The 26,722-nt window shown below is 57.3% G+C and carries 17 protein-coding genes; 16 read left to right on the top strand and 1 reads right to left on the bottom strand.

Translation table 11 applies throughout. The features are described 5' to 3' along the window. The first annotated feature begins 39 nt into the window (after positions 1-39). The 7 genes from ACYVGU_RS16420 (at position 40) to ACYVGU_RS16390 (ending at position 8,208) form a co-directional block, all read left to right on the top strand. The gene (locus ACYVGU_RS16420) at positions 40-828 is read left to right on the top strand and encodes an enoyl-CoA hydratase/isomerase family protein (protein ID WP_460622949.1); all 789 of its coding nucleotides are present in this window, start codon (positions 40-42) and stop codon (positions 826-828) included. Positions 829-941: 113 nt separating this feature from the next. Continuing rightward, complete coding sequence (locus ACYVGU_RS16415; RefSeq protein WP_460622948.1) at positions 942-2,441, top strand: lipopolysaccharide biosynthesis protein; 1,500 nt, start codon at positions 942-944, stop codon at positions 2,439-2,441. Positions 2,442-2,612: 171 nt separating this feature from the next. Further along, entirely contained in the window at positions 2,613-3,047 is a 435-nt protein-coding gene (dut, locus tag ACYVGU_RS16410) for a dUTP diphosphatase (protein WP_460613715.1), read from the top strand. A 112-nt stretch (positions 3,048-3,159) separates the two neighbouring features. Continuing rightward, positions 3,160-4,170: a sugar phosphate nucleotidyltransferase gene (locus ACYVGU_RS16405; protein WP_460622947.1), complete on the top strand. Its 1,011-nt coding sequence runs from the start codon at positions 3,160-3,162 to the stop codon at positions 4,168-4,170. A gap of 115 nt (positions 4,171-4,285) precedes the next feature. Then, positions 4,286-6,091 (top strand): tetratricopeptide repeat protein, encoded by a 1,806-nt coding sequence (locus ACYVGU_RS16400; RefSeq protein WP_460622946.1) that lies wholly within the window; start codon positions 4,286-4,288, stop codon positions 6,089-6,091. Then, complete coding sequence (locus tag ACYVGU_RS16395) at positions 6,084-6,857, top strand: DUF4292 domain-containing protein (protein WP_460613712.1); 774 nt, start codon at positions 6,084-6,086, stop codon at positions 6,855-6,857. The genes ACYVGU_RS16400 and ACYVGU_RS16395 overlap by 8 nt, the downstream gene beginning before the upstream one ends. Then, complete coding sequence (locus ACYVGU_RS16390) at positions 6,841-8,208, top strand: murein hydrolase activator EnvC family protein (protein WP_460622945.1); 1,368 nt, start codon at positions 6,841-6,843, stop codon at positions 8,206-8,208. The genes ACYVGU_RS16395 and ACYVGU_RS16390 overlap by 17 nt, the downstream gene beginning before the upstream one ends. A 239-nt stretch (positions 8,209-8,447) precedes the next feature. Here ACYVGU_RS16390 and ACYVGU_RS16385 read toward each other — a convergent pair whose 3' ends face one another. Further along, positions 8,448-9,404, bottom strand: coding sequence for a GAF domain-containing DNA-binding protein (locus ACYVGU_RS16385; protein WP_460613710.1), 957 nt, complete (start codon positions 9,402-9,404; stop codon positions 8,448-8,450). Between the two features lie 335 nt (positions 9,405-9,739). On the opposite strand from ACYVGU_RS16385, the gene ACYVGU_RS16380 reads away from it, so the two are divergent. From ACYVGU_RS16380 to sov, 9 genes are all read left to right on the top strand, one after another. Then, on the top strand, positions 9,740-9,964 hold the full coding sequence (locus tag ACYVGU_RS16380; protein WP_125435627.1) for a Sec-independent protein translocase subunit TatA/TatB: 225 nt from the start codon (positions 9,740-9,742) through the stop codon (positions 9,962-9,964). Between the two features lie 12 nt (positions 9,965-9,976). Further along, positions 9,977-10,345, top strand: coding sequence for a Sec-independent protein translocase subunit TatA/TatB (locus tag ACYVGU_RS16375; RefSeq protein WP_460613709.1), 369 nt, complete (start codon positions 9,977-9,979; stop codon positions 10,343-10,345). Positions 10,346-10,357: 12 nt separating this feature from the next. Next, a complete protein-coding gene (gene gatA / locus ACYVGU_RS16370) occupies positions 10,358-11,797 on the top strand; it encodes an amidase (RefSeq protein ID WP_460622944.1) in 1,440 nt (479 codons plus the stop codon). A gap of 213 nt (positions 11,798-12,010) precedes the next feature. Beyond that, positions 12,011-14,011 carry a LysM peptidoglycan-binding domain-containing protein gene (locus ACYVGU_RS16365; RefSeq protein WP_460622943.1) on the top strand — a complete coding sequence of 667 codons (2,001 nt, stop codon included), beginning with the start codon at positions 12,011-12,013 and terminating at the stop codon, positions 14,009-14,011. A gap of 163 nt (positions 14,012-14,174) precedes the next feature. Next, complete coding sequence (locus tag ACYVGU_RS16360) at positions 14,175-14,777, top strand: hypothetical protein (RefSeq protein WP_460622942.1); 603 nt, start codon at positions 14,175-14,177, stop codon at positions 14,775-14,777. A gap of 174 nt (positions 14,778-14,951) precedes the next feature. Beyond that, positions 14,952-17,228, top strand: coding sequence for an NADP-dependent malic enzyme (locus ACYVGU_RS16355; RefSeq protein WP_460622941.1), 2,277 nt, complete (start codon positions 14,952-14,954; stop codon positions 17,226-17,228). 315 nt (positions 17,229-17,543) lie between these two features. After that, positions 17,544-18,107, top strand: a complete 564-nt coding sequence (locus ACYVGU_RS16350) for a Riean_0653 family protein (protein ID WP_460622940.1) — start codon at positions 17,544-17,546, stop codon at positions 18,105-18,107. A gap of 292 nt (positions 18,108-18,399) precedes the next feature. After that, entirely contained in the window at positions 18,400-19,005 is a 606-nt protein-coding gene (gene ruvA, locus ACYVGU_RS16345; protein ID WP_460613702.1) for a Holliday junction branch migration protein RuvA, read from the top strand. 136 nt (positions 19,006-19,141) lie between these two features. Then, on the top strand, positions 19,142-26,623 hold the full coding sequence (gene sov / locus ACYVGU_RS16340) for a cell surface protein SprA (RefSeq protein ID WP_460622939.1): 7,482 nt from the start codon (positions 19,142-19,144) through the stop codon (positions 26,621-26,623). The last annotated feature ends 99 nt before the right edge of the window (positions 26,624-26,722 follow it).

Here is a 26,722-nt window from a genome sequence, read left to right as displayed (position 1 = left end):
TCTTTACCCCGTTCCTACCGCTACCTTCTGCCTTACCTTATGGATTCTTTCAACAACGTGCTCTACCAGCTGGAAGCCGAGTCCGGCATCCTGACCCTGACTGTAAACCGCCCCGATAAGCTGAATGCGCTGAACGCGGCCACCATCGAGGAAATTCGGGCGGCGGTGCAGCACGCCCTCGACGACAGCGCCGTGCGTGGCATCATCCTGACCGGGAGCGGCGAAAAGTCGTTTGTGGCCGGAGCTGATATTGCCGAGCTCACCAAGCTGAATGATATTTCGGCGCGCCGGGCCTCAGAAAGCGGCCAGGACGCCTTCCGCCTGATTGAAGAAAGCTCGAAGCCCGTTATTGCAGCCGTAAATGGGTTTGCATTGGGCGGCGGTTGCGAGCTGGCTATGGCCTGCCACATGCGTATTGCCTCCGATAACGCCCGTTTCGGGCAGCCGGAGGTGAACCTAGGCCTGATTCCGGGCTACGGCGGCACCCAGCGCCTCACGCAACTCATCGGGAAAGGCAAGGCCATTGAGCTTTTGCTGACCGCCGACATGATCAAGGCCGATGAAGCCCTGCGCTTGGGCCTCGTGAACCATGTAGTGCCCCAGGCCGAGCTACTGAGCTTTACCAAACAGTTGCTAGCCCGCATCCTGACCAAAGCACCCATTGCCATTGGCCTGTGCCTCGACAGCGTGAATGCCTATTACGACAAGGACCGCAACGGCTACCAGAGCGAGGCTAACGGTTTTGCCCGCTGCTTTGATTCTGAGGACTTCCGCGAAGGCACTTCCGCTTTCCTAGCGAAGCGCCCGGCGGTGTTTAGCGGCAAATAAGCCCTAGTAAACAGCTTTTTTTACACGTCATGTTTCAACGGGCTCTGGCCCACTGAAGCATGACGTTGTGATGAACAGGCGTTCATCATCCCATTTCTGACGACTACAATAGCATGAGTATAGCCAAGCGCCTGGCTTCCCAAACGGCCGTGTATGGTATCAGCAGCATTGTGGGCCGAGTGCTCAACACGCTGCTAGTTCCGATTTATACCAATCGGTTTGCGGCGGCGCAGTATGGCATCGTGACGGGGCTATACGCCTACGTTTCGTTTCTGAACGTGCTGTTCACCTACGGCATGGAGACAACCTACTTCCGCTTTGCCAACCGCCCAGGCACCGACCGCCGCGAGTTGTATGATCGGGTGATGACGCTGCTCGTGCTCACAAGCATTGTTCTGACGGCCGTGCTGTCCATGCTAGCCCGGCCCCTGATGAGCTTGCTAGCCCTGCCGCCCGGCCAAGAACGCTACGCCATCTGGATTGCCATCATTCTGGGGCTTGATGCCATGGCGGCTATTCCGTTTGCGAGGCTGCGGCTGGAAAACAAAGCCAAGAAATTCGCAGGCATTCGGCTGGCTAATATCCTGCTGAATGTGGGGCTGAACCTGTTTTTTATCGTGCTGTGCCCTGATGTACTGGCAGGCAAGTACCTCACCGGTCTGCGCCCTTTGGTGGAAAGCATATATGACCCGACGCTGGGCGTGGGCTACGTGTTTATTTCCAACCTGGCTGCCAGCGCCTTCACCTTGCTGTTGCTGGGCCGCGAGCTGCTGGACTTTAAGCCGCGCTTAGACCTAGCGTTTCTGCGGCCGCTACTTCAGTACGCCTACCCTATTATGCTGATGGGACTGGCCGGAATGGTCAATGAAACGCTCGACCGGATTTTGTTGCCGCGCTGGCTGCCCGAGGGCTTCTACCCCGGCAAAAGCAATCTGGCGGCAGTGGGCATTTACGGGGCCTGCTACAAAATCAGCATTCTGATGAGCCTCGTAATACAGGCGTTCCGGTACGCTGCCGAGCCGTTCTTCTTCGCCCAAAGCACCGACAAAAACTCGCCCCGCACCTTTGCGCTGGTCCTGAAGTGGTTTACGCTGTGCTGCGCCATGCTCTTTGTAGGTGTGAGCGTGAACGTAGACCTGGTGGCGCAAATATTCCTGCGGCGCCCCGAGTACCTGGAAGGGCTGGCCGTGGTGCCGGTGTTGCTGCTGGCCAACCTGTTTCTGGGTGTGTACTGGAACCTCTCAGTGTGGTTTAAGCTCACTGATAAAACCTATTACGGCACCTACTTGGGCTTTGCGGGCGCCATCCTCACCATTGCCCTCAACTTCCTGCTGATTCCACTCCTGGGCTACATGGGCTCGGCCCTTGCCACGCTGGCCTGCTATTTCCTGATGGCGGCCTTGTGCTGGTGGCTGGGCGAGCGGCACTTTCCGGTGCCTTACCCCGTGGCGCGCCTCCTGGTATGGTTGGCCGTGGCCGTGGGGGTAGTGGCCCTCAGCTGGTGGACGCCGGTGGAGGCTGGTTGGATGCGCTATGGGTTCCATGCGGCGCTTACCCTGGGATTTGTGGGGTTAGTAGGCCTAGTAGAAGGCCGCCGCCTGCGCACCATCTAATTTGATGAGCTTGGTACCCGAAAGTTCCAGAATTCAGTAGCTTCGGACGACTCAGAGTGCCTAGTGCCTCAGAATCGTCCTGTATTTCCCGGCAATCCGGCAACATTTACGCGCAACCGGCCGGCCGACTCGTATCTTTGCCGCCTAGCCACCCGTTTTGGCCCTTAGTACATGCAGATTCCTATTATCAATACTTCCCGGCATCCGCTGCCCGCTTACCAGACTGCCCACGCCGCCGGAATGGATGTGCGGGCCAACCTCGAGGCGCCCGTTACGTTGAAGCCCTTGCAACGCGCCCTGGTACCTACGGGCCTGTTTCTGGAAATTCCGGTTGGCTACGAAATGCAGGTTCGGCCCCGCAGCGGGTTGGCCTTCAAGCACGGCATTGGCCTAGTAAATAGCCCCGGCACCATCGATGCAGATTACCGTGGCGAGCTGAAAGTGCTGCTCGTGAATCTGTCCGACCAGGAGTTCGTAGTACAGGATGGCGAGCGGATTGCCCAGTTGGTTGTCGCCCGCCATGAAACCGTACAGTGGCAGCCCGTGGAAACGCTCAGCGAAACTGAGCGCGGCCAGGGCGGCTACGGCAGCACCGGAGTTCATTAAGCAGCTGACGCGAAAAAGGTTACAAGGGGTTTGCCTCTCATTCAGACCTAGTAAACGCACGGCTTTTTCTACCCTTTCCAATTCAACAGTACACCCTTACTAGTCCACATCTATGAAAATCATCGTCCCGATGGCTGGCATGGGGAAGCGCATGCGCCCCCACACCCTTACCGTTCCTAAGCCTCTTATTCCTATTGCTGGCAAACCCATTGTGCAACGGCTGGTGGAGGATATTGCCAAAGTGTGCGGCGAACAGGTAGAAGAAGTGGCCTTCATCATCGGGCGCTTTGGGGCGGAGGTAGAGAAAAGCCTGGTACAAATTGCCGAATCAGTAGGCGCCAAAGGCACTATCCATTACCAGGACGAGCCCCTGGGCACTGCTCACGCTATTCTGTGCGCTAAGTCGGCCCTCGATGGCCCCGTGGTAGTAGCTTTTGCCGATACACTGTTTAAGGCTGATTTCATCCTCGACTCCTCAGCCGAAGGCACTATTTGGGTACAGCGTGTTGAGGACCCCAAGCCCTTCGGCGTAGTGAAGCTGGATGAGCAGGGCCAGATTACGGATTTCGTGGAGAAACCCCAGGAGTTCGTTTCTGATTTGGCTATCATCGGCATCTACTACTTCAAAGATGGCGAGTACCTGAAAAACGAGCTCCAGTACCTGCTCGATAACGACATCAAGGACAAAGGCGAGTACCAGCTCACCAATGCCCTCGAGAACATGAAGAACAAAGGCACCACCTTCGTGCCCGGCCGCGTAACCGAGTGGCTTGACTGCGGTAACAAGGATGCTACCGTCTTCACCAACCAGCGCTACCTGGAGTATTTGCAGGAACGCGGCGAGGAGCTGGTATCCAAATCGGCTACCATCACCAATTCCGTACTGATTCCGCCAGTGTATATTGGGGAAGGCGTTATCATCACCGATTCGGTGGTGGGCCCGCACGTTTCCTTAGGCAACCATACCAACGTACGCGCGTCAGTCGTTTCAAACTCTATCGTGCAGCAGTCGGCCTCGGTACTGAACTCCAGCCTGACCAACTCCATGGTTGGAAACCACGCTACCGTAGCCGGCACCCCTCACGACCTGAGCCTAGGTGATTATAACACGCTGCGCGTGTGATAATTTTGCGTCTCCTGGCGTTTCAGTAGCGCGGGCCTTTTTCAGGTCTGGTTTGTTGGGGGTTAGGTTTCCTCTTGTCCAAAACGCGGCTGCAAGGCTTGCGCTACTGTTATTCATGAGTCGATTTGGCATCTTTTCGGTACTTCTGCTCGGCCTGTTTCTGGCCGGGCCGACGTACGCCCAAAAAACAGCTAGCCCTTCTCCCAAACAGGAGGAACCCCGCAAGCTAACGCGCAAAGAGCGTAAAGAGCTGGCGCGGCGAGCTGCGCTGGCTACGGCGGCCCAGCAAAAACCAACCCTGTCGGAAAAGGAGCGCGAAATGAGCGAGTCCTTCTTTGTCGACGGGGTTCGGTATTTAATGCTGGAAGACTACAACAAGGCTCTGGAGCGCCTGCTCAAGGCGTATGCCCTGAACCCGACCAATGCTGCCGTCAACTACAAAATTGCCGAAACCAACCTGCTAAGCGGCAACCTGCAGGATGCTACCAACTTCGGGCAAATTGCCGTGAAGCTGGACCCTAAGAACGCCTACTACCATCTGCTGCTGGCCCAGATCTACACGTCGCAGAAGCAGTACGACCAAGCCGCGCAGGTGTATAATACGCTTATCAAAGAGGTGCCTAACTCAGGTTACTACCTCTTTAATCTGGCTGATCTGTACATCGCTCAGGGCAAGCTGAATGAGGCGCTGGCCACCTTTGATCAGGCGGAAAAGCAATTCGGCCAGCTGGATGAGGTATCGTTCAAAAAGCAGCAGATTTATCTGAAGCAAAACAACCTCGACAAGGCGCTGCGGGAAGGTGAGTCGCTGATTACGGCCAACCCCGACCAGGTGCGCTACGTGCTAGCCCAGGCGCAACTGTACGCTACCAATAACCGCTTCCCCGATGCCATCCGGTCGGCGGAGCTGGCTCTGAAGCAAGACCCCGACAACCCCCGGGCCCGCATGATTCTGGCCGATGTGTACCGGTTGCAGAACAATCCCCAGGAATCAGAAAAGCAGATTAAGCTGGCGTTTGCGAGCCCCCTGCTGGATATTGATGACAAAGTGCGGATTCTGGTCGACTACATCCGGCAGCTTCCTAACCCAGCCCTTAACCAGACCGCGCAGGATCTGGCCGCCATTACTACCCGTGTACACCCCCGCGAGGCCAAGGCCTTTTCCATTGCCGGCGACATCCAGACTGTGACGGGCAACCGGGCAGCGGCCCGCGCTAACTATCAGAAAGCCATTAAGCTTGATAACTCCCGGTATCAGATCTGGCAGCAGGTAGTGCTCATTGATGCCGAGCTAAACCAGGTTGATTCGTTGCTGTTGCACACGGAGCAGGCTCTGGAGCTTTTCCCAAACCAGGCCTCGTTGTGGTTTTACAATGGCGTGGGGCATCAGCTGAAAAAGCAGCCTTCCAAAGCCCTGAAAGCCTTGGAGTACGGCCGTAAACTCGCCACCGACAACCCCGAATTACTAGCCCAATTCGACACGCAACTCGGCGACGTATACCATGAGCTGAAAGATTATCCGAAGTCGGATGCGGCGTATGAAGCGGCGCTGGTATTTGACGCCAACAATGCGCAGGCCCTGAACAACTACAGCTACTACCTCTCACTGCGGGGCGAAAAGCTGGACAAGGCCAAAGAAATGTCGGGCAAGCTGGTAAAGCAAAACCCCGACAACGACACGTACCTCGATACCTACGCCTGGGTGCTGTACCGGATGAAAGACTACTCCGGTGCCCGGCAGCAGTTAGAGAAAGCGCTCAAAACCTCCAAAGACGCCACCGTTATCGAGCACTATGGCGACGTGCTGTTCCAACTTGGCGAGCAAGATAAAGCGCTAGCGGAATGGCAACGCGCTAAGAAAACTGGCGGCGCTTCCCCGCTTATTGATCGGAAGATTAAAGACAAGAAACTGTATGAGTAACCGCCTCGTGCTGGTGCTGTTGAGCGCCGTATTGCTGCTAGGCAGCTGTAACCGCAAACTGCTCACTGGCCGATCTGCCACTACCCGCACCAAAACGCCCGAAATGGTGAAGGCCACCAACGTGGACTTTCGCTACCTGAAAGCCAAGGGCAAAGTAGCCATTGACTTTCCGGGGCTTCAGCAAACGGCCAACCTAAACGTGCGCGTGCGCCGCGACAGTGTTATCTGGCTTTCCGCTTCTCTCGGCATCGAGGGCTTCCGGGCCTACATTACCCGCGACTCAGTGAAGGTGCTGTTTCCGTTGCAGCGCGAGTATTATGCCGGCGACTATGCCTACCTGAGCCGCCTGCTGAACGTACCCGTAACGTTTGAGCGCGTTCAGGCCTTGCTTCTCGGCGACTACCTTCCTGCTAGCCCGGGCAGTGAAGTAACGCCGCAAGTTGCCACAGAAGGCGACATGCAGAATGTAACGTATGAGCAGAGCGGCTTACTGGTAAAGCAGCTTATTGATGTAGCTAAAGCCCGGGTCCAGCAGCTTTCAGTGCTAGAGCAGTCCTCGCAAAACAGCATCACGGTTGATTACTCTGACTTTCAGCCCCTGACGCCCAACATGCAGCTTTTCGCGCACGCTATGCTGCTTAACTTGAAGCAAGCGAAAAGTACGGCTCCGGCCACGGCCTCTGTGAGCTTCCGAAACATAGACTTAGATAAAGAAAGACTAGCTTTCCCGTTCTCGGTACCCAAAGGCTATGTTCGGAAAAAGTAAGCGCTGGCTGTGGCTGGTGATTGGCATGCTGCTATGGCTTGGCAGCAGTAGCTCCGTATGGGCGCAGCGTGCCAGCGCAGGCCGGCAGAAAACGAAGGCCCAGCTAGAGCGCGAGCGGCGCCTGACTCTTAAGCGGATTCAGGAAACCAGCCGCATTCTGGAGCAAACCCAACAGCAGAAACAGGCCTCCGTGGGGCAGTTGAACGCTCTAAAAGAAAAGCTTACGTCGCAGCAGGGAATCATCAAGAACATCAGCAACGAGCTGCGTTACCTTGAAACTGATGTACGCCAGACCGAAAACCAAGTTCAGCGCACGCGCCAGAGCCTGGAGCAGCTGAAAGCCGAATATGCCCGCCTGATTTACACGGGTTCCAAAACGGCCAACGGCTATAACCGGGTCATGTTCCTGTTTGCCTCGGAATCATTTAACCAGTTTATGCTGCGTCTGCGCTATATCCGGCAGTATACGGAAGTGCGCAAGGCTCAGGCCGCCCAAATTACACAGGCCCAGCAGCGCCTTAACTCCCAGCTGACGGGCCTCAAGGAAAAGCAGGAAGAGAAAGGCTCGTTGCTTTCATCGCAGCTTTCGGAAAAGAAAAACCTGCTAACCCTAAAAAGCCAGCAAGACCAGGTAGTAACCAAGCTCACCCAACAGGAAGAAACCCTGCGCAAGGAACTGGCCGCGCGCCAGCAGGCCGTAAGCCGATTGGACAACCTGATTGCCCAACGTGTGCGCGAAGAAATTGCCCGCGCGGCTCGTATTGCGGCGGCCAAGCGGGCAGCAGCGGCCAAAGCAGCCGCGGCCCGGGCGGCCGCCGGTACCGCTCCCACTCGCAGCCCTAGCGCTACCTCCCGGGCCAACGCCGAAACGGAGGCCGCCGAGGCCGCTGCTGAACGCGTAGACCGGGTAACATTGACACCCGAATCTGCCGAGCTGGCCGCTTCCTTCCGCGACAACCGTGGCCGCCTGCCCTGGCCCGTTGGGCGCGGCTTCATTAGCCAGCACTTTGGGCGCCACAACCATCCGGTGCTAAAGAATGTGGTAGTAGAAAACCGGGGCGTTGATATACAGACGAACTCCGGTGAACCAGTGCGCGCCGTATTCAGTGGCAAGGTATTGACCGTAGCCAGCGTGCCCGGCATGAACACTATTGTGATGGTGCAGCACGGCGACTACTTTACCGTGTACGCCAAGCTGCGCAATGTGAGCGTAAGCGAGGGCCAGACCATCAGTGCCCGCCAGACCATTGGAACGGTTTCTACGGACGCGGAAGGCACTTCGGAGGTGCAGTTTCAGGTGTGGCATAACAGCTCCAACCTCAACCCTGAAAACTGGCTGGGCCAAAAGTAATTAGCACAAAAAAACACCGCACAAAGTGCGGTGTCTTTCTAAGCTATGAAAACAAACTTAGCTATCAGAATCCCTCCCCTGGTATAACACCCGCCCTAGGGCAGTAGTCACTTCCAGGGTAATCCCCGATAACATGACGAAAGATAACGTAGATAGTACTATACATGCTAGCTATTTCGCTGAACGAACGTAATAACTCGGCGAATTATAAACATTTGAATGCAGCCCCAACCCAGGAGCTACACCAAGTTCAGACGGCTGAGTAGAGTAGCCTTATAGGAGCTGCCAATGGGCACCGGCAACAGGCTGGTAGCACGCTCCGCGCTCCGGCCAGCTTCCACAATTACCGCATCGTTTTCAATGGCCATTATGCGGTCGAGGCGCACAATGTATTTGCGGTGTACGCGGGCAAAATCCCGAAGAGGCAGCTTGGTTTCCAGCTCCTTCATGGTGCTGTACACGGTGTACCGCTCGCGCGCCGTATAGATGTTCACGTAATCGCCTAGGGCCTCTACATAGCTGATCTCAACGGCATTTACCCGCACCAGCTTGTGGTCCTGCTTGATAAAAATTTCATTTTGCCCGCTGCTGAGGTAGAGCGATTGGGCGGTGTCGTTGGCCATCTGCAGCAAGCCTTCCATTTTTTGCTTTTCCTCCTCTAGCTGCATGCGTGCCCGGCGTAGCTCCAGGTGCGACACTACCTCCCGGGCCAGTATCAGCAGGGCTTCCCGTTGCGAGTCATCAAGCCGGCGGGGCACTTTATCAATGGCACAGATGGTGCCCAGCGCCTGCCCATCGGGCGTAATGAGGGGTGCTCCGGCATAGAAGCGAATGTCAGGGCTGCCGGTTACTAGGTCGTTATCCCGAAACAAGGGGTCCTGGGTGGCGTCTTCTACCTCGTACACTTTATCCGATAGGATGGCGTGCTGGCAAAAAGCCAATTCCCGTGCCGTGCTGTCTATCCCGGGCAAGCCTACTTTGGCCTTGAACCACTGTCGTTCGGCATCAATTAACGACACCAGAGAAATAGGGGTACCGCAGATATACGCTGCTAGCCGCACTAAGTCGTCAAAGGCAGACTCGGGGGGAGTATCCAGTATCTGATAGTTGCGCAGCGCTTCTAGTCGGGCTGTTTCGTCAGGATAGCCAACTGCGGACTTGGCAGCTCGTGCGGAACTAGACTGTTTGGTAGGCATTACGAAGAAAACACAAAGGAACGCACACCTAAACAGGCGGCAAAAGGACTATCACCAAAATAGGCTGTAAATTCTTCAAATTACCTAATTAAAACGTTAAACAGCCCATTTCGCTCGTCGGACTAGGTACTTATCTGGCTAAAGCTGTTCATTTACACCTCAGGGCGTACTATTGATCTTGCCGGACTTCTGTGAGTTGCGTTTACTAAACAGTAACGAGGGTGCTAAGGGAACTGATTTTGAAATTATGCGGTACCTTTACCAATCCCGAAGCACACTAAGCTGCGTATACGTAGCTTTGCCACCTATTAAACTGGCCTTCTGGCCTTCCCCCTATGAACTTTGCCACCCTGCTGTTAGGAATCGGTAACTTCGGAGGCACCGAGCTTCTGCTTATCGGTCTTGCTATTATCCTTTTGTTTGGCGCCAAACGCATTCCGGAGCTGTTCCGGGGCATGGGCCAGGGCATTCGGGAGTTCAAGGATGCTTCCAAGGAAGAAAAGCCTGAGTTCCGCGACCGGCCAGTAAATCCGAACGATCCTACGGCTCCTCGCCTTTAAGTTTTTTCGACGATGAACACGCCCACACTCCTGTTTTTGGGTGACCTTGGTGGTGGTGAGCTGATGCTCATCATGGTGGTCATTCTGATCTTCTTCGGCGCCAACAAGATTCCTGAGCTAGCGCGCGGCCTAGGCAAAGGCATTCGCGAATTCAAAGATGCTTCGCGCGAAATCCGCAGCGAAATCGAGAATTCCGGTCAGCCCCAGCAGCCGTATCAGCAGCAATTCAATCAGCAGCCTTACCAGGCTCCGGTAGCACCCGTTGCACCCGTAGCTGAAGCCCCGGCTGCCATGCCGGTGGCCCCGCCCATGGACGGTGGTATAACGCCTCCCGTTACGCCTACCCCCGAGGAGCGCCCCCGCCTCGACCAAATGAACTAAACCCTATTCGTCTTGAGACGCTTTACCTCTCTCACGGAAGTTCGCCACGAGCTGACGGCAGGCACCACGACCTGCCGTCAGCTCGTGGAGTATTATCTGGATAACATCCGCCGCAAAGAACACCTCAACGCCTTTCTGGAGGTGTGGCCCGAAGAAGCCCTAGCCCAGGCTGAGGCCGTTGACGCCAAGCTGGCAGCCGGCACGGCCGGCAAGCTCGCGGGTATGGTCATCGGGCTTAAAGATGTGCTGGCCTACGAAGGCCACGCGTTGCAAAGCAGCAGCCGTATTCTGGATGGCTTTAAGTCGTTGTTTACGGGCACGGCAGTGCAGCGCCTCCTCGATGAGGATGCCATTTTGGTTGGCCGCCAGAACTGCGACGAATTTGCGATGGGCGCCTCGAACGAGACATCCTATTTCGGGCCGGCCCGCAACGAAATCGACCCGGAGCGTGTGCCCGGCGGTTCGTCGGGTGGCTCGGCGGTGGCGGTGCAGGCCGATATGTGCTTGGCCTCTATCGGCTCCGATACGGGCGGCTCGGTGCGGCAGCCGGCGGCATTTTGCGGCATTGTGGGCTTTAAGCCAACGTATTCGCGCATCTCCCGATACGGCCTGATTGCTTATGCCTCTTCCTTCGACCAAATTGGTACGCTGACCCGCTCAGTGGAAGATGCTGCGCTGCTGCTGGAAGTGATGGCCGGCCCTGATACGTTCGACAGTACTGTTAGCCAGCGCGAGGTTCCGGCGTATAGTCAGCATCTGGCACCGGCACCGCACTATCGCATCGGCTACATTCAAGATTGCCTGGAGCGCCCCGGTTTGAACCCCGAGATTAAAGAAGCTACCGAGCAAGCCTTGGAACGGTTTCGCAGCCAAGGGCACCTAGTAGAGCCGGTAGAGTTCCCCTACCTCGACTATATCGTTCCGACCTACTACATCCTCACCACCGCTGAAGCTAGCTCTAACCTGAGCCGCTACGATGGTGTGAAGTTTGGCTACCGCGCCCCCGACGCTACGGATCTGGAGTCATTGTACAAGAAGACGCGCGCGCAGGGTTTTGGCCCCGAGGTACAGCGCCGGATTCTGCTGGGCACCTTCGTGCTTAGCGCCAGCTACTACGATGCCTACTACACTAAGGCCCAGAAAGTACGCCGGCTCATCAAGGAAAAGACCGACGAGCTGCTGCGCGAATACGACTTCTTGGTGCTGCCAACCACTCCTACTACTGCCTTCCGTATTGGCGATGTAAACAAGGATACGCTGGCCATGTATCTGGCTGATATTTTCACGGTGCAGGCCTCCTTGGCTGGTGTACCGGCCATTTCAGTACCTGCCGGGCACGACTCGCAGGGCTTGCCAATTGGCTTGCAGATTTTGAGCGGAGCCTTCCGCGAAGAGCATTTACTAGCCTTTGCCGGCTCCGTAACCGAAACCCTAGCGCCCGCTACGGTATAAGATTTCGGCTTTAAAAACGAGTACTCCGAAGCGCCACTTTGGCCCGACAGCCTACCTAGTAGCCGCTGTTACGCCTGCCGAAGTGCTGTTTCGGAGTACTCGTTTTGGCTTCAGGGCTGGCTTTTAACTGAATCAGTGCTATTTTTGGGCACACGCCGGGCTGATGCTCAGCTATTTGAGGTGCTAGCCTTCCTCCTCCAGTTTATATGTAAGATGAAGAAGTCGTTGTTGCGTGCAGTTGTTGTCCTGTTGTTTGCCGCTTCGGTAGCGCGCCCCGCCGCCGCCCAAGTAAGGCCCGAACTTCCCACGGTTCCCGCTGAACAGCCCCTGCTCCCCACCGACTCCTTGCGGGTAAACCTGGAGCTACTCCCCGATTCACTGGTAGCCGCTCCGGCCCAGATTGACTCTGTACGGCTGGCGTGGCTGCGTACGCCTCCAGAGCTGCGCGACCTTGTAGGTGACCGAATTGGCTGCATCGAAGCCGACGTGCCGCATGTGTTCAACTCCCACGTAATGGCTTTTGTGCGGCTATTTACGGAGCGGCAGCGCGCGTACACGCAGCGCGTGCTGGAACGCGAAAACCTCTATTTCCCGCTCTTCGAGAAATATCTAGCTAAGTACAATCTGCCCACCGATTTGAAGTATTTGGCTGTAGTAGAATCGGCCCTGATTCCAACGGCTAAATCACGGGTGGGTGCTACCGGGCTCTGGCAGTTCATGGGCCCCACCGCCAACGACCTGCGCCTGCGCCGCGACGAGTGGGTGGACGAGCGCATGGACCCGGAGAAAGCTACCGAGGCGGCCTGCAAGCATTTGCGCTACCTCTATGGCGTATTTCATGACTGGGAAATGGTACTGGCAGCCTATAACTGGGGCGCTGGCAACATGCAAAAGGTAGTACGGCGCACCGGCAAGAACAACTACTGGGAAGTACACTCCCATCTTCCTGCCGAAACCCGCAATTACGTGCCCACCTTCACGGCCATCATGTACACCATGAAGTATGCCGAGCAGCACCAGTTGCATTCTCCTGCCCTCCGCTACCAGTATGCCGAGCCGATGGACACGCTGCAGCTTGGCGGCCGCGCCTTTGATTTGACCCGGTTGGCCCGCGCCTGCGGGTTACCTGATTCCATGGCACTCGTGCGGCTCAACCCCGAAATGCGCAAGCCGTGGCTACCGGCCGGCTACCGGCCCTACGCTGTAAAGTTGCCTGCCGCTGCTCGTCCTTCCTTGGCCGTCGTGGACCGGGAAACCTTGTTTGAATACTGCCGCCCTCTGGCGGAGCTGCCCTCCCCGCTGGCTCCGCGCATGGTGGCGCTTTCCGGTACTACGCCCTTCCCCAGCCGCAACCTAGTAGCCGATGGTGCCCCTCGCGAAGCATCCGCTCAGTCGCAACCGCGCTTCCGCCGAGTACGCCACACCGTAAAACGCGGCGAAACGGTGGCATCCGTGGCGAACCGCTACGATGTAAGCCCGGCGCAAGTGCGGCGCTGGAATGGGTTGGGCAAAAGCGCAGCCCTAGCGCCGCGTCGGCAATTAGTGGTGTTTTTACCGCTTCCCGCGCAGCAGCCCAGCGTAAGCCCCCGCACCTCCGACGGTACTCCTATGGCACCGGTAGTTGCGGTAGCTCCCGTTCGCGTGAGTGCTTCTCGGTCGAGTGCTCCTGCCACTGCCCAGGAGGATACGATTCCGGCAGTAGTGGCCCGCCGACCAACATCGCGCACGCAGCCCGCTACCGTTCGCACTAGCCCCCGCCCTGCAGCAGAGGCACCTATAGCTCCTGTAGCCGAAGAGGACTCCACAGCCCCAGCCACCTATGTGGTGCAGCGCGGCGACTTCCTGGAAAAAGTAGCCCGGACCCATGGCGTGACCATTGCTCAGCTCAGGGCCTGGAATAAGCTCAACGGCATTACCCTCACGCCCGGCCAAAAGCTGAATCTTCGCCAGACCACTGAAACTGTAGCTGAGCTGACTGCGGCGCCCCGAGAAGTAGCGGCCGCCGCTCAGGCACCCGTGCGACAAGCCGCCCGCGCTACCCCTGCCGCGCGCCCCAACCTGCCGGTGCCCGAGGTACACTTGGTGCAACCCGGCGACACGCTCTACAACATCTCGCGGCGCTACCAGGGCCTGACGGTGGAGAAACTTCGAGAGCTGAACAACCTGAAGTCGGATGAAGTGAAGCCCGGGCAAAAGCTGATTGTGCGCAGCTAGTATCTTAACTATTCTTCACGAGGTTTAGCAGAGCGAGCACCCTAGGGTGCTCGCTCTTTTTTGCCTCCAACAGAAAAAGTAAAAAAGCCGGGAACTTATTTTTCGATTTTCGGCACGACTGTTGGGTTTACACCTGTACACTTCTACTTCTTATTGTATTACTATGCGCCCCTTTCTACCCGTATTTCTAGCCCTAAGTGCAGTAGTGCTAGGCACCACCGCTTGTCAGAAAGAAGACAACGAGCCAACCCCCGAAGCCCCGGTTATTGCTCAGTACAAGCTCGATCGGATGGTACACTACCCCGCCAGCTTCGAGTCATCGGGGGTAAGCCACTCTCCCTCAGCCATAACCGGCACCGTGAAGCACAGTGGCGGCGGCCTGGAGCTGCGGTTTCGCTCCGGCGACCCATCCGAGGATAACGTTGTTTTCCTACTCGATTACACCAAGCTTACGCCGGGCCGGGTGGGCAAGTACCCGCTGAAATCCGTTGCCGCCACTGCTAACCCTGCCCAGGCTACCTACACGCTCACTTACTCGAGCGACCAGAACTCACTTGTGGGCAAAATATACCGGGCCAGCCTTCATAAAACTACCGGCGACTTAACTATCAGCGCTTATGATGCTCGCCGTGGCCTCATTAGTGGCACCTATGCCCTCACCATGAGCGAAGTGCCGGACCCTTACGCTGACCTGACGCCTAACCGGCCTGCTCGCAGCGCTGACATCATGGTGAATGGCGAATTCACGAATGTGCCCGTGCAGTAAGCTACGGCCGTAAGTAGCCATCTGGCCCTAGGCCCTCGCTCGTCCTCAAGCCCCGACTATACAATGGTCGGGGCATTTTTTCTATCCCGGCGGTGGGTAGTACCTTTGCGGCGGTCCGATTTTGCCCCATATTGCTTTCTTGCCTTTTCACAGAAAGCCCACCCGAGCAACACAATGCTGAAAATAAACAAACAGGACGCCCTCGATTACCACTCCCGCACCCCCGCCGGCAAGATTGAGGTAATCCCAACCAAGCCCGTCAGTACCCAACTTGATTTGGCCCTGGCCTACTCGCCAGGCGTAGCCGAACCCTGCAAAGCCATTGCAGCCAACAAGGACGACGTATATAAGTATACCGCCAAAGGCAACCTAGTAGGTGTTATCAGCAACGGTACCGCCGTACTGGGTCTGGGCAACATTGGCCCCGATGCCTCTAAGCCCGTAATGGAAGGCAAAGGCGTATTGTTCAAGAAATTCGCGGGCATCGACTGCTTCGATATTGAAATCGACGCCACGGACCCCGACGAGTTTATCCGCATTGTAAAGTCGCTGGAGCCTACGTTTGGTGGCATCAACCTCGAGGACATCAAAGCTCCGGAGTGTTTCCGCATCGAAACGGACTTGCGGGAGCAGATGAACATTCCGCTTATGCACGACGATCAGCACGGCACGGCCATCATTTCGTCGGCGGCGCTGCTGAACGGTTTGGAGGTAGTGGGCAAGAAGATCGAGGAGATTAACGTAGTGGTAAGCGGCGCGGGTGCTGCAGCCATTTCGTGCCTGCGCCTGTACCTGGAGCTGGGCTTGAAGGTAGAAAACGTAGTAGTGTTCGATAAGGACGGCATCATCACGCCGGCCCGCACCGACCTGGCCGATATGCAGTTGCGCTTTGCCACTACCCGGCCCATCACTACCCTGGCCGAAGCCATGGAAGGCGCCGATGTGTTTCTGGGTCTCTCAGCGGCCAACGTACTGCCCGCTGAGCTGCTGCTGAAAATGGCCGACAACCCCATCGTATTTGCGCTGGCCAATCCCGATCCGGAAATTGCCTACGAGGTGGCCATGGCTACCCGCCCCGACATCATTATGGCAACGGGTCGCTCCGACCACCCCAATCAAGTAAACAACGTACTCGGCTTCCCCTACATTTTCCGGGGTGCCCTAGATGTGCGGGCCACGGAAATCAACGAGGCCATGAAGCTGGCGGCCGTAAAGGCCCTGTCTGACCTAGCCAAAGAGCCCGTACCGGATATGGTAAACAAGGCCTACGGTGATAATACACTGGCATTCGGCCGCACCTACCTGATTCCGAAACCTCTCGACCCGCGTCTGATTACCACCGTAAGCCCCGCCGTAGCCAAAGCCGCTATGGAAAGTGGCGTAGCCCGGCTTCGGATTGAAGACTGGATGGGGTATGAAGATGATTTGCGCGCCCGCCTGGGGGTAAACCAGAAGCTGATGAACCGCATCACGCAGGCGGCTCGCAGCAACCCCAAGCGTGTAGTATTCGCCGAAGGCGACAACTACAAAATCCTGAAAGCGGCCCAGATTCTGCATGACGAAGGCATTGCCGAGCCCATCTTGCTGGGCAACCGCGAGAAAATTGCACGCATCGCCGCTGAAAACTCCCTAGACCTGGAAGGCTGCCAGATCATCGACATTCTGCAGGATGAGGCCAAGCGCGAAGAGTACGCCCAGAAGCTGTATGAAAAGCGCCAGCGCCGCGGCATCACACTCTACGAAGGCCGCCGCCTGCTGCGTGAGCGAAACTACTTCGGCAGCATGATGGTGGAAACAGGTGAAGCCGACGCCTTCATTACGGGTCTGAGCAAAGACTATGGTAAGTCCATTGTTCCTTCGTTGCAAGTAATTGGCGTGGCTGATGGCGTGAAGCGTGTGGCTTCCATGTACATCATTCAGCACAAGAAAGGCCCATTCTTCTTCGCCGATACCACCGTAAACATCGACCCCACGGCCGAGGAAATGGTAGGCATCATCGGCCTCACGGCGCAGGCCGTGAAGTTCTTCGATACGGAGCCGCGAGTAGCCGTTATCAGCTACTCCAACTTTGGCTCGAACCCCGGCGACTTGCCCGACAAAGCCCGCCGCGCCACCGTGCTAGCCCAGGAGCGCTACCCCGAACTGATTGTGGACGGCGAAATGCAGGCCAACACCGCTCTGAACCCGGAGCTGCTGCGCGAGCAGTACCCCTTCTCGCCCCTCGCCGACAAAGGCGGCGCCAACACGCTCATTTTCCCGAACGTGATTAGCGGCAACATTGCTTACAAAGTGCTCCAGGAAATTGGGGGCGCGGAGGTAATCGGGCCGGTACTGATGGGCATGCGCAAGCCGGTGCACATCCTGCAGCTAGGTGCTTCGGTGCGTGAAATCGTGAACATGGCCTCCATTGCGGTGGTCGATGCCCAGCACCCGTACGGCAAAGGGCTGTAAGCTTCTTCCGTTCATTTCCAGCAGCGCAAGAAGTCTGGGTTTGCCTTCCCCGCAAGGAAGCTGCCCAGGTTGCTTGCGCTGCTTTTTTGTGCTCACGCAAAGTCTGCTTTACCGCCCACAATAGAGTTTCTGCTACAAGCAGTCAATGCAAATAGCGCTGTTTTACTAGGTCGCTTGAGGGGTCAAACCCTGCCGGATAAAGTCTGAAGTAGCTGCATGTTGGTTTGGCTGAGCCTATTGCGGCTATACTTTTCCTGCCATCTTGCGGCAGCACATTTCAGCACAACGCTGGTTACAACTATTCCCTCTTCCACCATGAACCGGCTCCTATTCTCGATGCTAGGCTTCCTGCTCGCCCTCAGCAGCTGCGAGAAAGAAGGTGTAGATGCGCTGCCTGAAGCCACCCAGGAAGGCAAAAACAAAATGGGCTGCCTAGTCGATGGCAAGGCCTGGAAGCCGTACGAAGCCCCGCAACTTGGAGCCAAAGACCCATTCACCGTGTATTGGAGTCTTCGAGACCAAGGGCACGTTGCCTTGACCTTATCTTTTAGTCGGGACAGTCAGCCTAAGCTCATTGCTTCAGGCATTTATTTCTATGTCCCCAATATAAAAGGGCCAAGTACAATCACGCTGGATCAGCCGGGTACCCCGAGTCAGACATCCGCAAATCCGGCCTACGGTAATTTTATTAATCATGATGCAACTCCGGATTTATACTACTTAACCGGACCGACAGCCACCGGCCAGCTTACCATCACTCGCTTCGACACGACGGCACGCATTGTATCAGGAACTTTCGCCTTCACAGGCCGCACAGATGAAGGTAGCACCGTGCAGGTCAGCGAAGGCCGCTTCGATATGCAAATGGAGCGGCGCTAAACGAGCGAACAGTCACATTTTTTCCTGGCAGAGTGGTCTAGCATGAAATACTAGGTGTCCATTCCTTCCAAACCGCAACCTACCTCACAGCTTCCTTTGGTGCGGGGCGTTTTGCTTTTCAGAGGTTTACGGCCTAGGCTTTGATTCCGGGCAAATTCGCACCAACTTGCTTGTCTACCCTGCGCTGGCAGTAACTGCTGGCTAAGCCTGTTAGAACTTCTAACTTCTTTGGCACAAAATCGTGACCGGAGGTGTTCGGCTTGTTCTAGCTTCATCAACCAAACCACCCCGCATGATTGCCTACGTCGACGGTAAACTCGCTTATAAAGACCCCACCCAAGCCATTCTCGATGTGAGCGGCATTGGCTATGAAGTCCGGATTTCCCTGGCCACCTACTCCAAGCTTCCGGCCGATGGTGAGAAAGCTAAGCTCTATACTTACCAGCATATCAAAGAGGATGGCCAGACACTTTACGGCTTCCTCGACCCGAATGAAAAGGCGTTGTTCATGCAGCTGATTTCGGTGTCAGGCATTGGGCCAGGCACGGGCATCGTGATGGTGTCGTCGATGTCGGTGGGTGAAATCCGGCAGGCCATTGTGCAGGAAGATGTGCGTTCCATCCAGAGCATCAAAGGCGTAGGTCCCAAAACGGCCCAGCGCGTGATTCTGGAGCTGAAAGACAAGCTGCGCAAAGAGGAGCTGATGGCCAAAGCCGGAATTGATACCGTACCGCTGGCCAAAGCACACAATACCAACCGCTCCGAAGCGTTAGCCGCTCTGGTAACGCTAGGCTTTGCGCGGGCTGCGGCCGAGAAAGCCCTCGACCAGATTCAGCACAAGCATGGCAACGACCTGAGCATAGAGGAATTGATTAAATTCGCTCTTAAGTCTCATTAGAAGCTGTTGGCTACCAGATGGTAGTTAGGAGCTTTTTTTGCTGCCGCCGGCCTCTTCCCTAGGAGCCGGCAGCAGCAATTTGATAGCTCACGTTCCGCTAGCTTCTTATTCCTCCTTTCCCGACGGTTATTGACGCTTGAATACCAGTAAGAAGTCCCTGGCTGCCTCTCTGGTAGCTGTTGTATCGTTGGTGGCGTGGTGGTCGCAGGCTATGCCGGCGGGCAGCGAGGCGGCGCCGTTTGCTATGCGCCAGCTGTGGGCCGGTTGGCTGCCAGCAGGAGCCGATGCCTCGCGCTTTCCCTTCGCGTTTGCCCCCGATACCCCCCTTACCGATACTACCCGTTACCGGCCCAGCCGCCGCCCCCGCGTAGCCCCTTCTGATCGGCTTGGCACGCCCCTCTCGCCGCAGCGTCGCCGCTCGCCGCTGGTGCTGCCGCTGCCTTCTAACGTGCAGTTGGAAGTGCAGCCCGATGACAGCCTCCAGAACTTTGACATCCGGGAGCGGCTAGGCCCCGAGCTGGACTACCGCGACCCTAGCCGGATGTCGTTTGAGGAGTATTCGCGCTGGCAGCAGCAGCAGGCCGTGCGCAATTATTTCCGCCAGCGCTCCGCCGGCGGCATTGCCGGCGACTCCAACTCGGCCGCCAGCCGCCGGGTTATCCCCAAAATCTACCTAGGCCCCATGGCCGACCGTATTTTCGGGGGTAGCTATGTGGATATCCGGCCCCAGGGCTCTGTGACCTTGCGCATGGGCTACCGCGGCAACCGCAACGAGAATCCAACCCTCACGCTACGCCAGCAGCGCGTTGGCGACTTTCAATACGACCAGAACCTCAACCTGAACCTCACGGGCCAGATTGGCGAGAAGCTCAAGCTGACCTTTAACTACGACACCCGCGCGGCCTTCGATTTCGAGAACAACATGAAGCTCGATTACACGGGCTACGAAACCGATATCATCCGTAAAGTGGAGCTGGGCAATGTGTCGTTGCCTCTGAATAACTCCTTAATCACAGGCGGTCAGAACCTGTTTGGTATCAAAACCCAGCTGCAGTTTGGGCGCCTAGGCATTACGGCGGTGGCAAGTACCCTGCGCGGCCAGGCCGATGAAGTGCGTATTCAGAATGGCGGCCAGAGCCGGCAGTTTGAGCTGAAAGCCAGCCAGTACGAGCGAGACCGACACTACTTCCTCTCCCAGGCCTTCCGCGACCGGTACGATGCGGCACTTCGCAACCTGCCCACGGTGCAAAGCGGCGTCGAGATTACCTACCTGGAAGTATACGTTACAAACGACAACCGCCAGAGCGACAACCTGCGCAACGTGGTAACCCTTATGGACGTGGCCGAACCCCGCCGCGTGTACCGCCGTCAGTTTCTGTCTGGGGCAGGCTCCAACCCCAACGCCCTAGCCGATAACGCCGCCAATACGCTGTTTGGGCAGGTGCTGGCCGGGGGCGGTGCCGCACGCGGCGAGCTTACCACCGACACCTACCTGAATGGCCTGGGCCTAGCCAAAAACGCGGATTATGAGCACATTCGAGCCCGTAAGCTCGATCCGCGCGAGTACACCTATAATGCCCAGCTTGGCTACCTCTCCCTGAACACCCAACTGCTGCCTGAGCAGGTACTGGGGGTAGCGTATCAGTACATCTACAACGGCAAAACCTACCAGGTAGGCGAGCTGACCAAGGATTACGCCAGCGTTAATCAGGACCAGGTAATTTTCCTGAAGATGCTGAAGGCCACCAATCCCGGCGTAGGGCTGGCCAACCCCGCAGAGAACCCCGCCAACGAAAATCTGCAGACGCGCAACCTGCCGACCTGGGATTTGATGATGAAAAACATCTATCCCCTGAATGCCTCGCAGCTCAACCGCGACAATTTCAACCTGCAGCTCATCTACAAAGACGACGTAACCGGCGTCGATCTGATTTCATTGAAGGAGGGTGCGCGCATTGCTAACCGGCCGCTGATTGAGGTGCTCAACCTCGACAACGTAAACCCCAACAACGACCGCAACCCCGACGGTAACTTTGACTTTTTCCCCGGCATCACCATTGATACCGAGCTAGGCAAGGTAATTTTTCCGCAGGTTCAGCCTTTCGGCAACTACCTGGCCGCGCAGTTTGATACTGCTACATCTACCACCGAGCGAGACCTAGCGCGCAAGTACGTGTACCGCGAGCTGTACAATCAGGTGCAGAGCGACGCCCAACAGCGTCAGGAAAAAGACAAGTTCTTCTTGCGCGGGCGCTTTCAGGCCACCACTACGGATGAAATCAGCTTGCCCGGTATTGGTATTGCGGAAGGCTCGGTGCGGGTACGCGCCGGCAGCACGTTGCTTCAGGAAGGCGTTGATTACCAGGTATTCTATGACCAGGCCCGGGTAAAAATCCTGAACCCGAGCTACCTCAACTCGGCTAATGAGCTGCGGGTAGAGTTCGAGAAAAACGCCCTAGTGCAAGTGCAGCCGCGTAAGCTGTTGGGGGCCCGCTTCGATTACCGCGTGTCGCCGGACATCAACTTTGGCGCCACGGTACTGCACCTGCGCGAAAACCAAGCGCCGGGCATCAACCGCGTGAACATCGGCGACGAGCCCATTAACAACACGCTCTACGGCTTCGACCTGAACATGCGCCGCGACTCGCGGGCCCTAACCAAGTACCTGGACATGCTGCCGCTGCTTTCCACGAAAGAGCCTTCGTCGGTAGCGTTCAGTGCGGAGTTTGCGCAGCTGCTGCCGGGCCAGTCGAAGCTCGGCACCAAGAATAGCGGCGGCGAAAATGGCGTCTCGTACCTCGATGACTTCGAGAACGCACGCACGCCCTACACGCTAGGGGGTATTAACTCGGCAACCACTTGGCGGCTGGCTTCTACCCCGCAGCCGCTGATTGGCACGGCCCAGGATTTGGAGGTGGGTTTCAACCGCGCTAAGCTGGCGTGGTATACCATCGACCAGACGTATTACACGAACGGCCAGAGCAAGCCCGGCAACATCGGGAACAACGACCTCAAAAACCACTATGTGCGCGGCATCAAGCGCACGGAGGTATTCCCGAACCGCGACGTAGGTACCACCGGCAACTCCTTCGAGTCGACGCTGGACCTAGCGTATTTCCCCGATGAGCGGGGCCAGTACAACTATACGCCCAACGTAAACCCGAGCCAACCCAAGCGGTTTGCTAGCACCACCCGGCCCGACAACCTCGCGCGCTACGGTGGTATTTCGCGCGAAATCACCTTCGATACCGACTTCGACAACGCCAACGTCGAGTTTCTGGAATTCTGGATGATGGACCCTTTTATCACGACCGACAACGGCCGCGTGACAGACTCCGACGGGCACCAGGATAACAACCGCACCGGCGGCGAGCTGTACATCAACCTAGGCTCGGTTTCAGAGGATGTGCTGAAGGACAACAACCGCTACGAGTTCGAGAACGGCCTGCCAACTGACCCGGCTGATATTGCGCTGGAGACGACTCCCACGCCCTACGGCCGGGCTTCGCGCCAGCCCTTCCTGACCGATGCGTTCAGTGCCACTTCCGGCGCCCGTGCCCGCCAGGATGTTGGTCTCGATGGCGTAACGGATAATGAGGAAAAGACGCTGCCCACCATTGCACCCGTGTACCAGACGGTACCGGACCCAGCCGCCGATAACTTCCGCCACCACCTCGACCCCAGCTACGACCAGGCCGATGCCAAAGTACTAGCCCGTTACAAGGACTTCAACGGCATGGAGGGCAACTCGCCCGAGGGCAGCCAGCTCAGCTCCACGGCCTTCCCCGACAAGGAGGACCTGAACCGCGACAACGTGCTTTCCGATACGGAGCGCTACTACGAGTACCGCATGCAGCTGCGCCCCGGCCAGATGGAAGTGGGCCAGAACTTCATCGTGGATAAAATCACGAACCGCAACAACGACACGGGCGGCGAGGAAGTAACCTGGTACCAGTTCCGGATTCCGGTGCGCCAGCCCACGGGAGTAGTAGGCGTGCCGCCCGGCCAGGATTTCGGCTTTAAGTCGATTCGATTTTTGCGCATGTACCTTACGCAGTGGGAGCAGCCGGTGGTACTGCGTATGGTGCAGCCGCAATTCGTGGCCAACCAGTGGCGCCGCTTCCTGACCAAAATTGCTGACCCAACGCAGCCCGTCATCAACCCCGACACGGACGCCGACGCTTTCAATATCTCTACGGTTAGCATCGAGGAAAACGGCCCTGCTTCTGTGGTAGGCACCGACGCCATTCCGTATGTGCTACCGCCCGATATTCGCCGCGACCGGGAGTATGGCTCCAGCACGGTAAATCGCCAGCAAAACGAGCAAAGCCTGCGCTTGGTGGTGGAAGGCCTCCGCGACGGCTTTGCCAAGGCGGCCTACAAAAACATCAACCTGAGCATGCTGCGCTACAAGCGTCTGCGCATGTTTATGCATGCGGAAAGTGACGATCGCACGGTGCAGAACGGCCAGCTGCGCGGCTTCGTCCGCATTGGCACCGACTATACCCAAAACTACTACGAGTACTCTAAACCTCTGGCGCTGACGCGTGTGGGCCAGAGCCGCGAAGAGGAAGTGTGGCCCGTGGAAAACCGCATTGATTTGCCCTTGCAGGCGTTTATTGATGCCAAAGCTCAGCGCAACGGCCAAGCCACCAGCGGCATTGATTACGCCCGGCCGTTTATCGTGACGCTGCCGGACGGGGCTACCATCACGGTTGTCGGCAACCCCGACCTCTCGGCGGTGCAGGGCGCCATGATTGGCATTTTGAACCCACGCGACGACGGCGCCAACAAAAACCTCACGCTGTGGGCCGATGAGTTGCGCGTGCTCGATTTCGACAACGAAAGCGGGTGGGCTGCTACGGCTCGCTTCAACACCAAGCTGGCCGATGTGGCCAACATTACGGCTACCGGCAGCTATGTAACCACCGGCTTTGGCGGCTTGCAGGACAAAGCTCAGCAACGCTCCCTCGACAACGTAGCCCGCGGCGACCTGAACGCTACCGTGGCCGCCGATAAGTTTTTCCCGGAGAAGCTGGGCTTGCGCGTGCCCGTGCTGGTGCAGGCCGGGGTGGAGTCGAGAGCTCCAAAATACGACCCGCTCAATCCCGATACCGAGCTTACCCAATCACTGGAGAAGTTCCGGACCTCGGAAGAGCGCGCCGCCTACCGCAAGGAGGTGATTGACCAAACCAGCCAGCGCAGCATTTCGGTGCTGAACGTGCGCAAGGAACGCACCAATACCGAGAAGAAAGTACGGCCCTACGATATCGAGAACTTTGCCGTAAGCTACTCCCTCACGGAGCGCCTGCACACCGATATCCGCACCGACCGCGACTACACTCGCACCTACACCGGCGCCCTAGCCTACGTGTACCAGACAACCCCCAAGAGCTACACGCCGCTGGCCAAGGTGAAAGCCTTTGACTCGCCGTACCTGAAGATGCTGCAGGAAGTGAACTTCACTCCCCTGCCCTCGCGGTTTAGCTTCCGGGCCGACCTAGACCGGCGCTACAATGAGCGGTTCCTGCAACGCACTCTAGAGCCCGGCCAGGTACCTACCACCGAAGGCATTCCGGGCGTGTTCCAGAAGTCGTTCTTCTTCAACCGTATTTATGATTTGCGCTGGGACCTGACCAAAGCACTAGCCCTCGACTACACGGCAACCAACCGCGCCGTTGTAGATGAAGGCATTGGCCGCAGCATCGGCGACACGGACGAGGCCCGGCGCAACCGCGAGCAGCTCCGCGACAACCTGTTCCGCCGCGGCGGCCGCACCACCAACTTTAACCAAACCGTAGCGCTTACCTACCGCCTGCCTCTCGACAAGTTTCCGCTCACTGACTGGATCTCGGCTGATGTGCGGTACGCAGCTAACTACAGCTGGCAGGCGGCTTCTACGGCGCTGCGGGCGCCTACAAACCCCGGTAACCCCGCTGACACCACCACGGCTCCGCTGGATTTGGGCAACACCATTCAGAACAACGGCGAGTTCAGCGGTAACGGCCGCATTGACTTGGTGAAGCTGTATAACAAGGTTCGCTTCCTCAACATCATCAACAACGCGCCCGCTCCGCAGGCCCGCGCTACCGCCCCCACCACGCCGGGCGTACCCGGTGCTCCGGGCGCGGCCCCTACCCCCGCCGACTCGGCGAAGGGTCCGGAGCTGCGCGTGCTGAAAGCCGTGCTCCGGTCTTTGATGACGGCCCGCTCCATCAACTTTACCTACACCCGCTCAAACGGCACGCTGCTGCCCGGCTACCTGCCCGGCACGCGCTTCTTTGGGCTGAACAGTGATTTTGATGCGCCGGGTGTTCCCTTCATCGTGGGCAGGCAGTATGACCTAGACAATCTATTTCAGCGGGCCTACAGCCGCGGCTGGTACACCGACAGCAGCCAGTACCTGAACACGCCGCTTAGCTCGTTGCTGACGGAGGCGCTGACGTTGCGGACCTCTCTGGAACCCTTCAGAGACTTTATTATTCAGTTGGACGCTCGGCGCAACCTAGTCCGGAACCGGGAGGTGTTTTACCGCCTGTTGCTGGATGAACAGAAGCTGACGCCAATTTCGAATGTACCAACGGCCAGCAATGCGCTAGGCTCGGGCACATTCAGCACGTCGTTTATCTCTATCCAGACCTTGTTTGGCGACTTAGGAAGCCAGGGCGAAACCTCAAAAGCGTTTGACCGCTTCCTCAGCAACCGCGTGGTAGTGCGCGAGCGGCTGGCGCGGGCCAACCAGAACACCGACCAGAACGGCAACCTCGGCACATACAGCTACAACTCGCAGGATGTCTTGCTGCCGGCCTTCCTGGATGCGTACCGCGGTAAGTCGTCGGATGGGTACCAGGCCAAGCGCTTCAATCCGTTCTCGTTCCTGCCCATCCCGAACTGGCGCATCGACTATAATGGCCTGGCCGAGCTGCCGCTGGTGCAGCGGTATTTCCGCTCGTTCACGCTGAATCACGCTTACGCCTCTACTTACAACATCAACGGGTACACCACCGCCGCCGACTACATTCGGGAGCCGGAACAGCTACCGGATATCACGAACAGCAACGGTCAGTACATTCCGTACTACCTCATCGGGCAGGTGACGATTGCCGAGCGGTTGGCGCCCCTGATTGGCGTTAACTTCCAGACGACGGGCAAGCTAACCGGCCGCCTGGAGTACCGCATCGACCGGAACTTAGGCTTAAATACCAACAACGCACAGGTAACCGAACTGCACTCCACGGAGATGGTAGTAGGCGTGGGCTTTGCCACCAACCGCCTTAAGCTGCCGTTCCGGGTGGGCGGCGAGCAGCGGATACTGCGCAATGAACTCACGGCCCGCCTCGACCTAAGCATCCGCGACAATTTCACGATACAACGCACCATTCTGGATGTGGTAGAACCCACTGCTACGAGCACTGGCGACCCAGGCCGTTCTTCGAGCCAGGTTACCAACGGCACCCGCCAAGTACAGCTGCGCCCAACTGTAGATTATGTGCTCAACCAGCGCCTGAACCTGCAGTTCTTCTTCACCCAGAACATTACGGCGCCGCGCGTACAGAATGCGTTCCGTAACACCGCTACCGAGGGCGGCATTCAGTTGCGCTACAGCTTGTCGCAATAAGTACTAGGCCTGAAAAGGTAACAAAGTGGGCGGGGGAGTTTGCTGTTTTACTAGGGCTAGTAAAACAGCAAACTCCCCCGCCCACTTTGTTACCTTTTC

This window comes from Hymenobacter tenuis (assembly GCF_054780495.1).
This window is presented reverse-complemented; position numbering and strand designations above follow the sequence as displayed.

Excerpts from the sequence above, each read along its gene's own strand:
- ACYVGU_RS16395 (WP_460613712.1), top strand. The coding sequence starts at position 6,084 with ATGAGTAACCGCCTCGTGCTGGTGCTGTTGAGCGCCGTATTGCTGCTA.
- ACYVGU_RS16420 (WP_460622949.1), top strand. The coding sequence starts at position 40 with ATGGATTCTTTCAACAACGTGCTCTACCAGCTGGAAGCCGAGTCCGGC.
- ACYVGU_RS16360 (WP_460622942.1), top strand. The coding sequence starts at position 14,175 with ATGCGCCCCTTTCTACCCGTATTTCTAGCCCTAAGTGCAGTAGTGCTA.
- ACYVGU_RS16355 (WP_460622941.1), top strand. The coding sequence starts at position 14,952 with ATGCTGAAAATAAACAAACAGGACGCCCTCGATTACCACTCCCGCACC.
- dut (WP_460613715.1), top strand. The coding sequence starts at position 2,613 with ATGCAGATTCCTATTATCAATACTTCCCGGCATCCGCTGCCCGCTTAC.
- ACYVGU_RS16400 (WP_460622946.1), top strand. The coding sequence starts at position 4,286 with ATGAGTCGATTTGGCATCTTTTCGGTACTTCTGCTCGGCCTGTTTCTG.
- ACYVGU_RS16350 (WP_460622940.1), top strand. The coding sequence starts at position 17,544 with ATGAACCGGCTCCTATTCTCGATGCTAGGCTTCCTGCTCGCCCTCAGC.
- ruvA (WP_460613702.1), top strand. The coding sequence starts at position 18,400 with ATGATTGCCTACGTCGACGGTAAACTCGCTTATAAAGACCCCACCCAA.
- ACYVGU_RS16365 (WP_460622943.1), top strand. The coding sequence starts at position 12,011 with ATGAAGAAGTCGTTGTTGCGTGCAGTTGTTGTCCTGTTGTTTGCCGCT.
- ACYVGU_RS16380 (WP_125435627.1), top strand. The coding sequence starts at position 9,740 with ATGAACTTTGCCACCCTGCTGTTAGGAATCGGTAACTTCGGAGGCACC.
- ACYVGU_RS16390 (WP_460622945.1), top strand. The coding sequence starts at position 6,841 with ATGTTCGGAAAAAGTAAGCGCTGGCTGTGGCTGGTGATTGGCATGCTG.
- ACYVGU_RS16405 (WP_460622947.1), top strand. The coding sequence starts at position 3,160 with ATGAAAATCATCGTCCCGATGGCTGGCATGGGGAAGCGCATGCGCCCC.
- ACYVGU_RS16375 (WP_460613709.1), top strand. The coding sequence starts at position 9,977 with ATGAACACGCCCACACTCCTGTTTTTGGGTGACCTTGGTGGTGGTGAG.
- ACYVGU_RS16385 (WP_460613710.1), bottom strand. The coding sequence starts at position 9,404 with ATGCCTACCAAACAGTCTAGTTCCGCACGAGCTGCCAAGTCCGCAGTT.
- ACYVGU_RS16415 (WP_460622948.1), top strand. The coding sequence starts at position 942 with ATGAGTATAGCCAAGCGCCTGGCTTCCCAAACGGCCGTGTATGGTATC.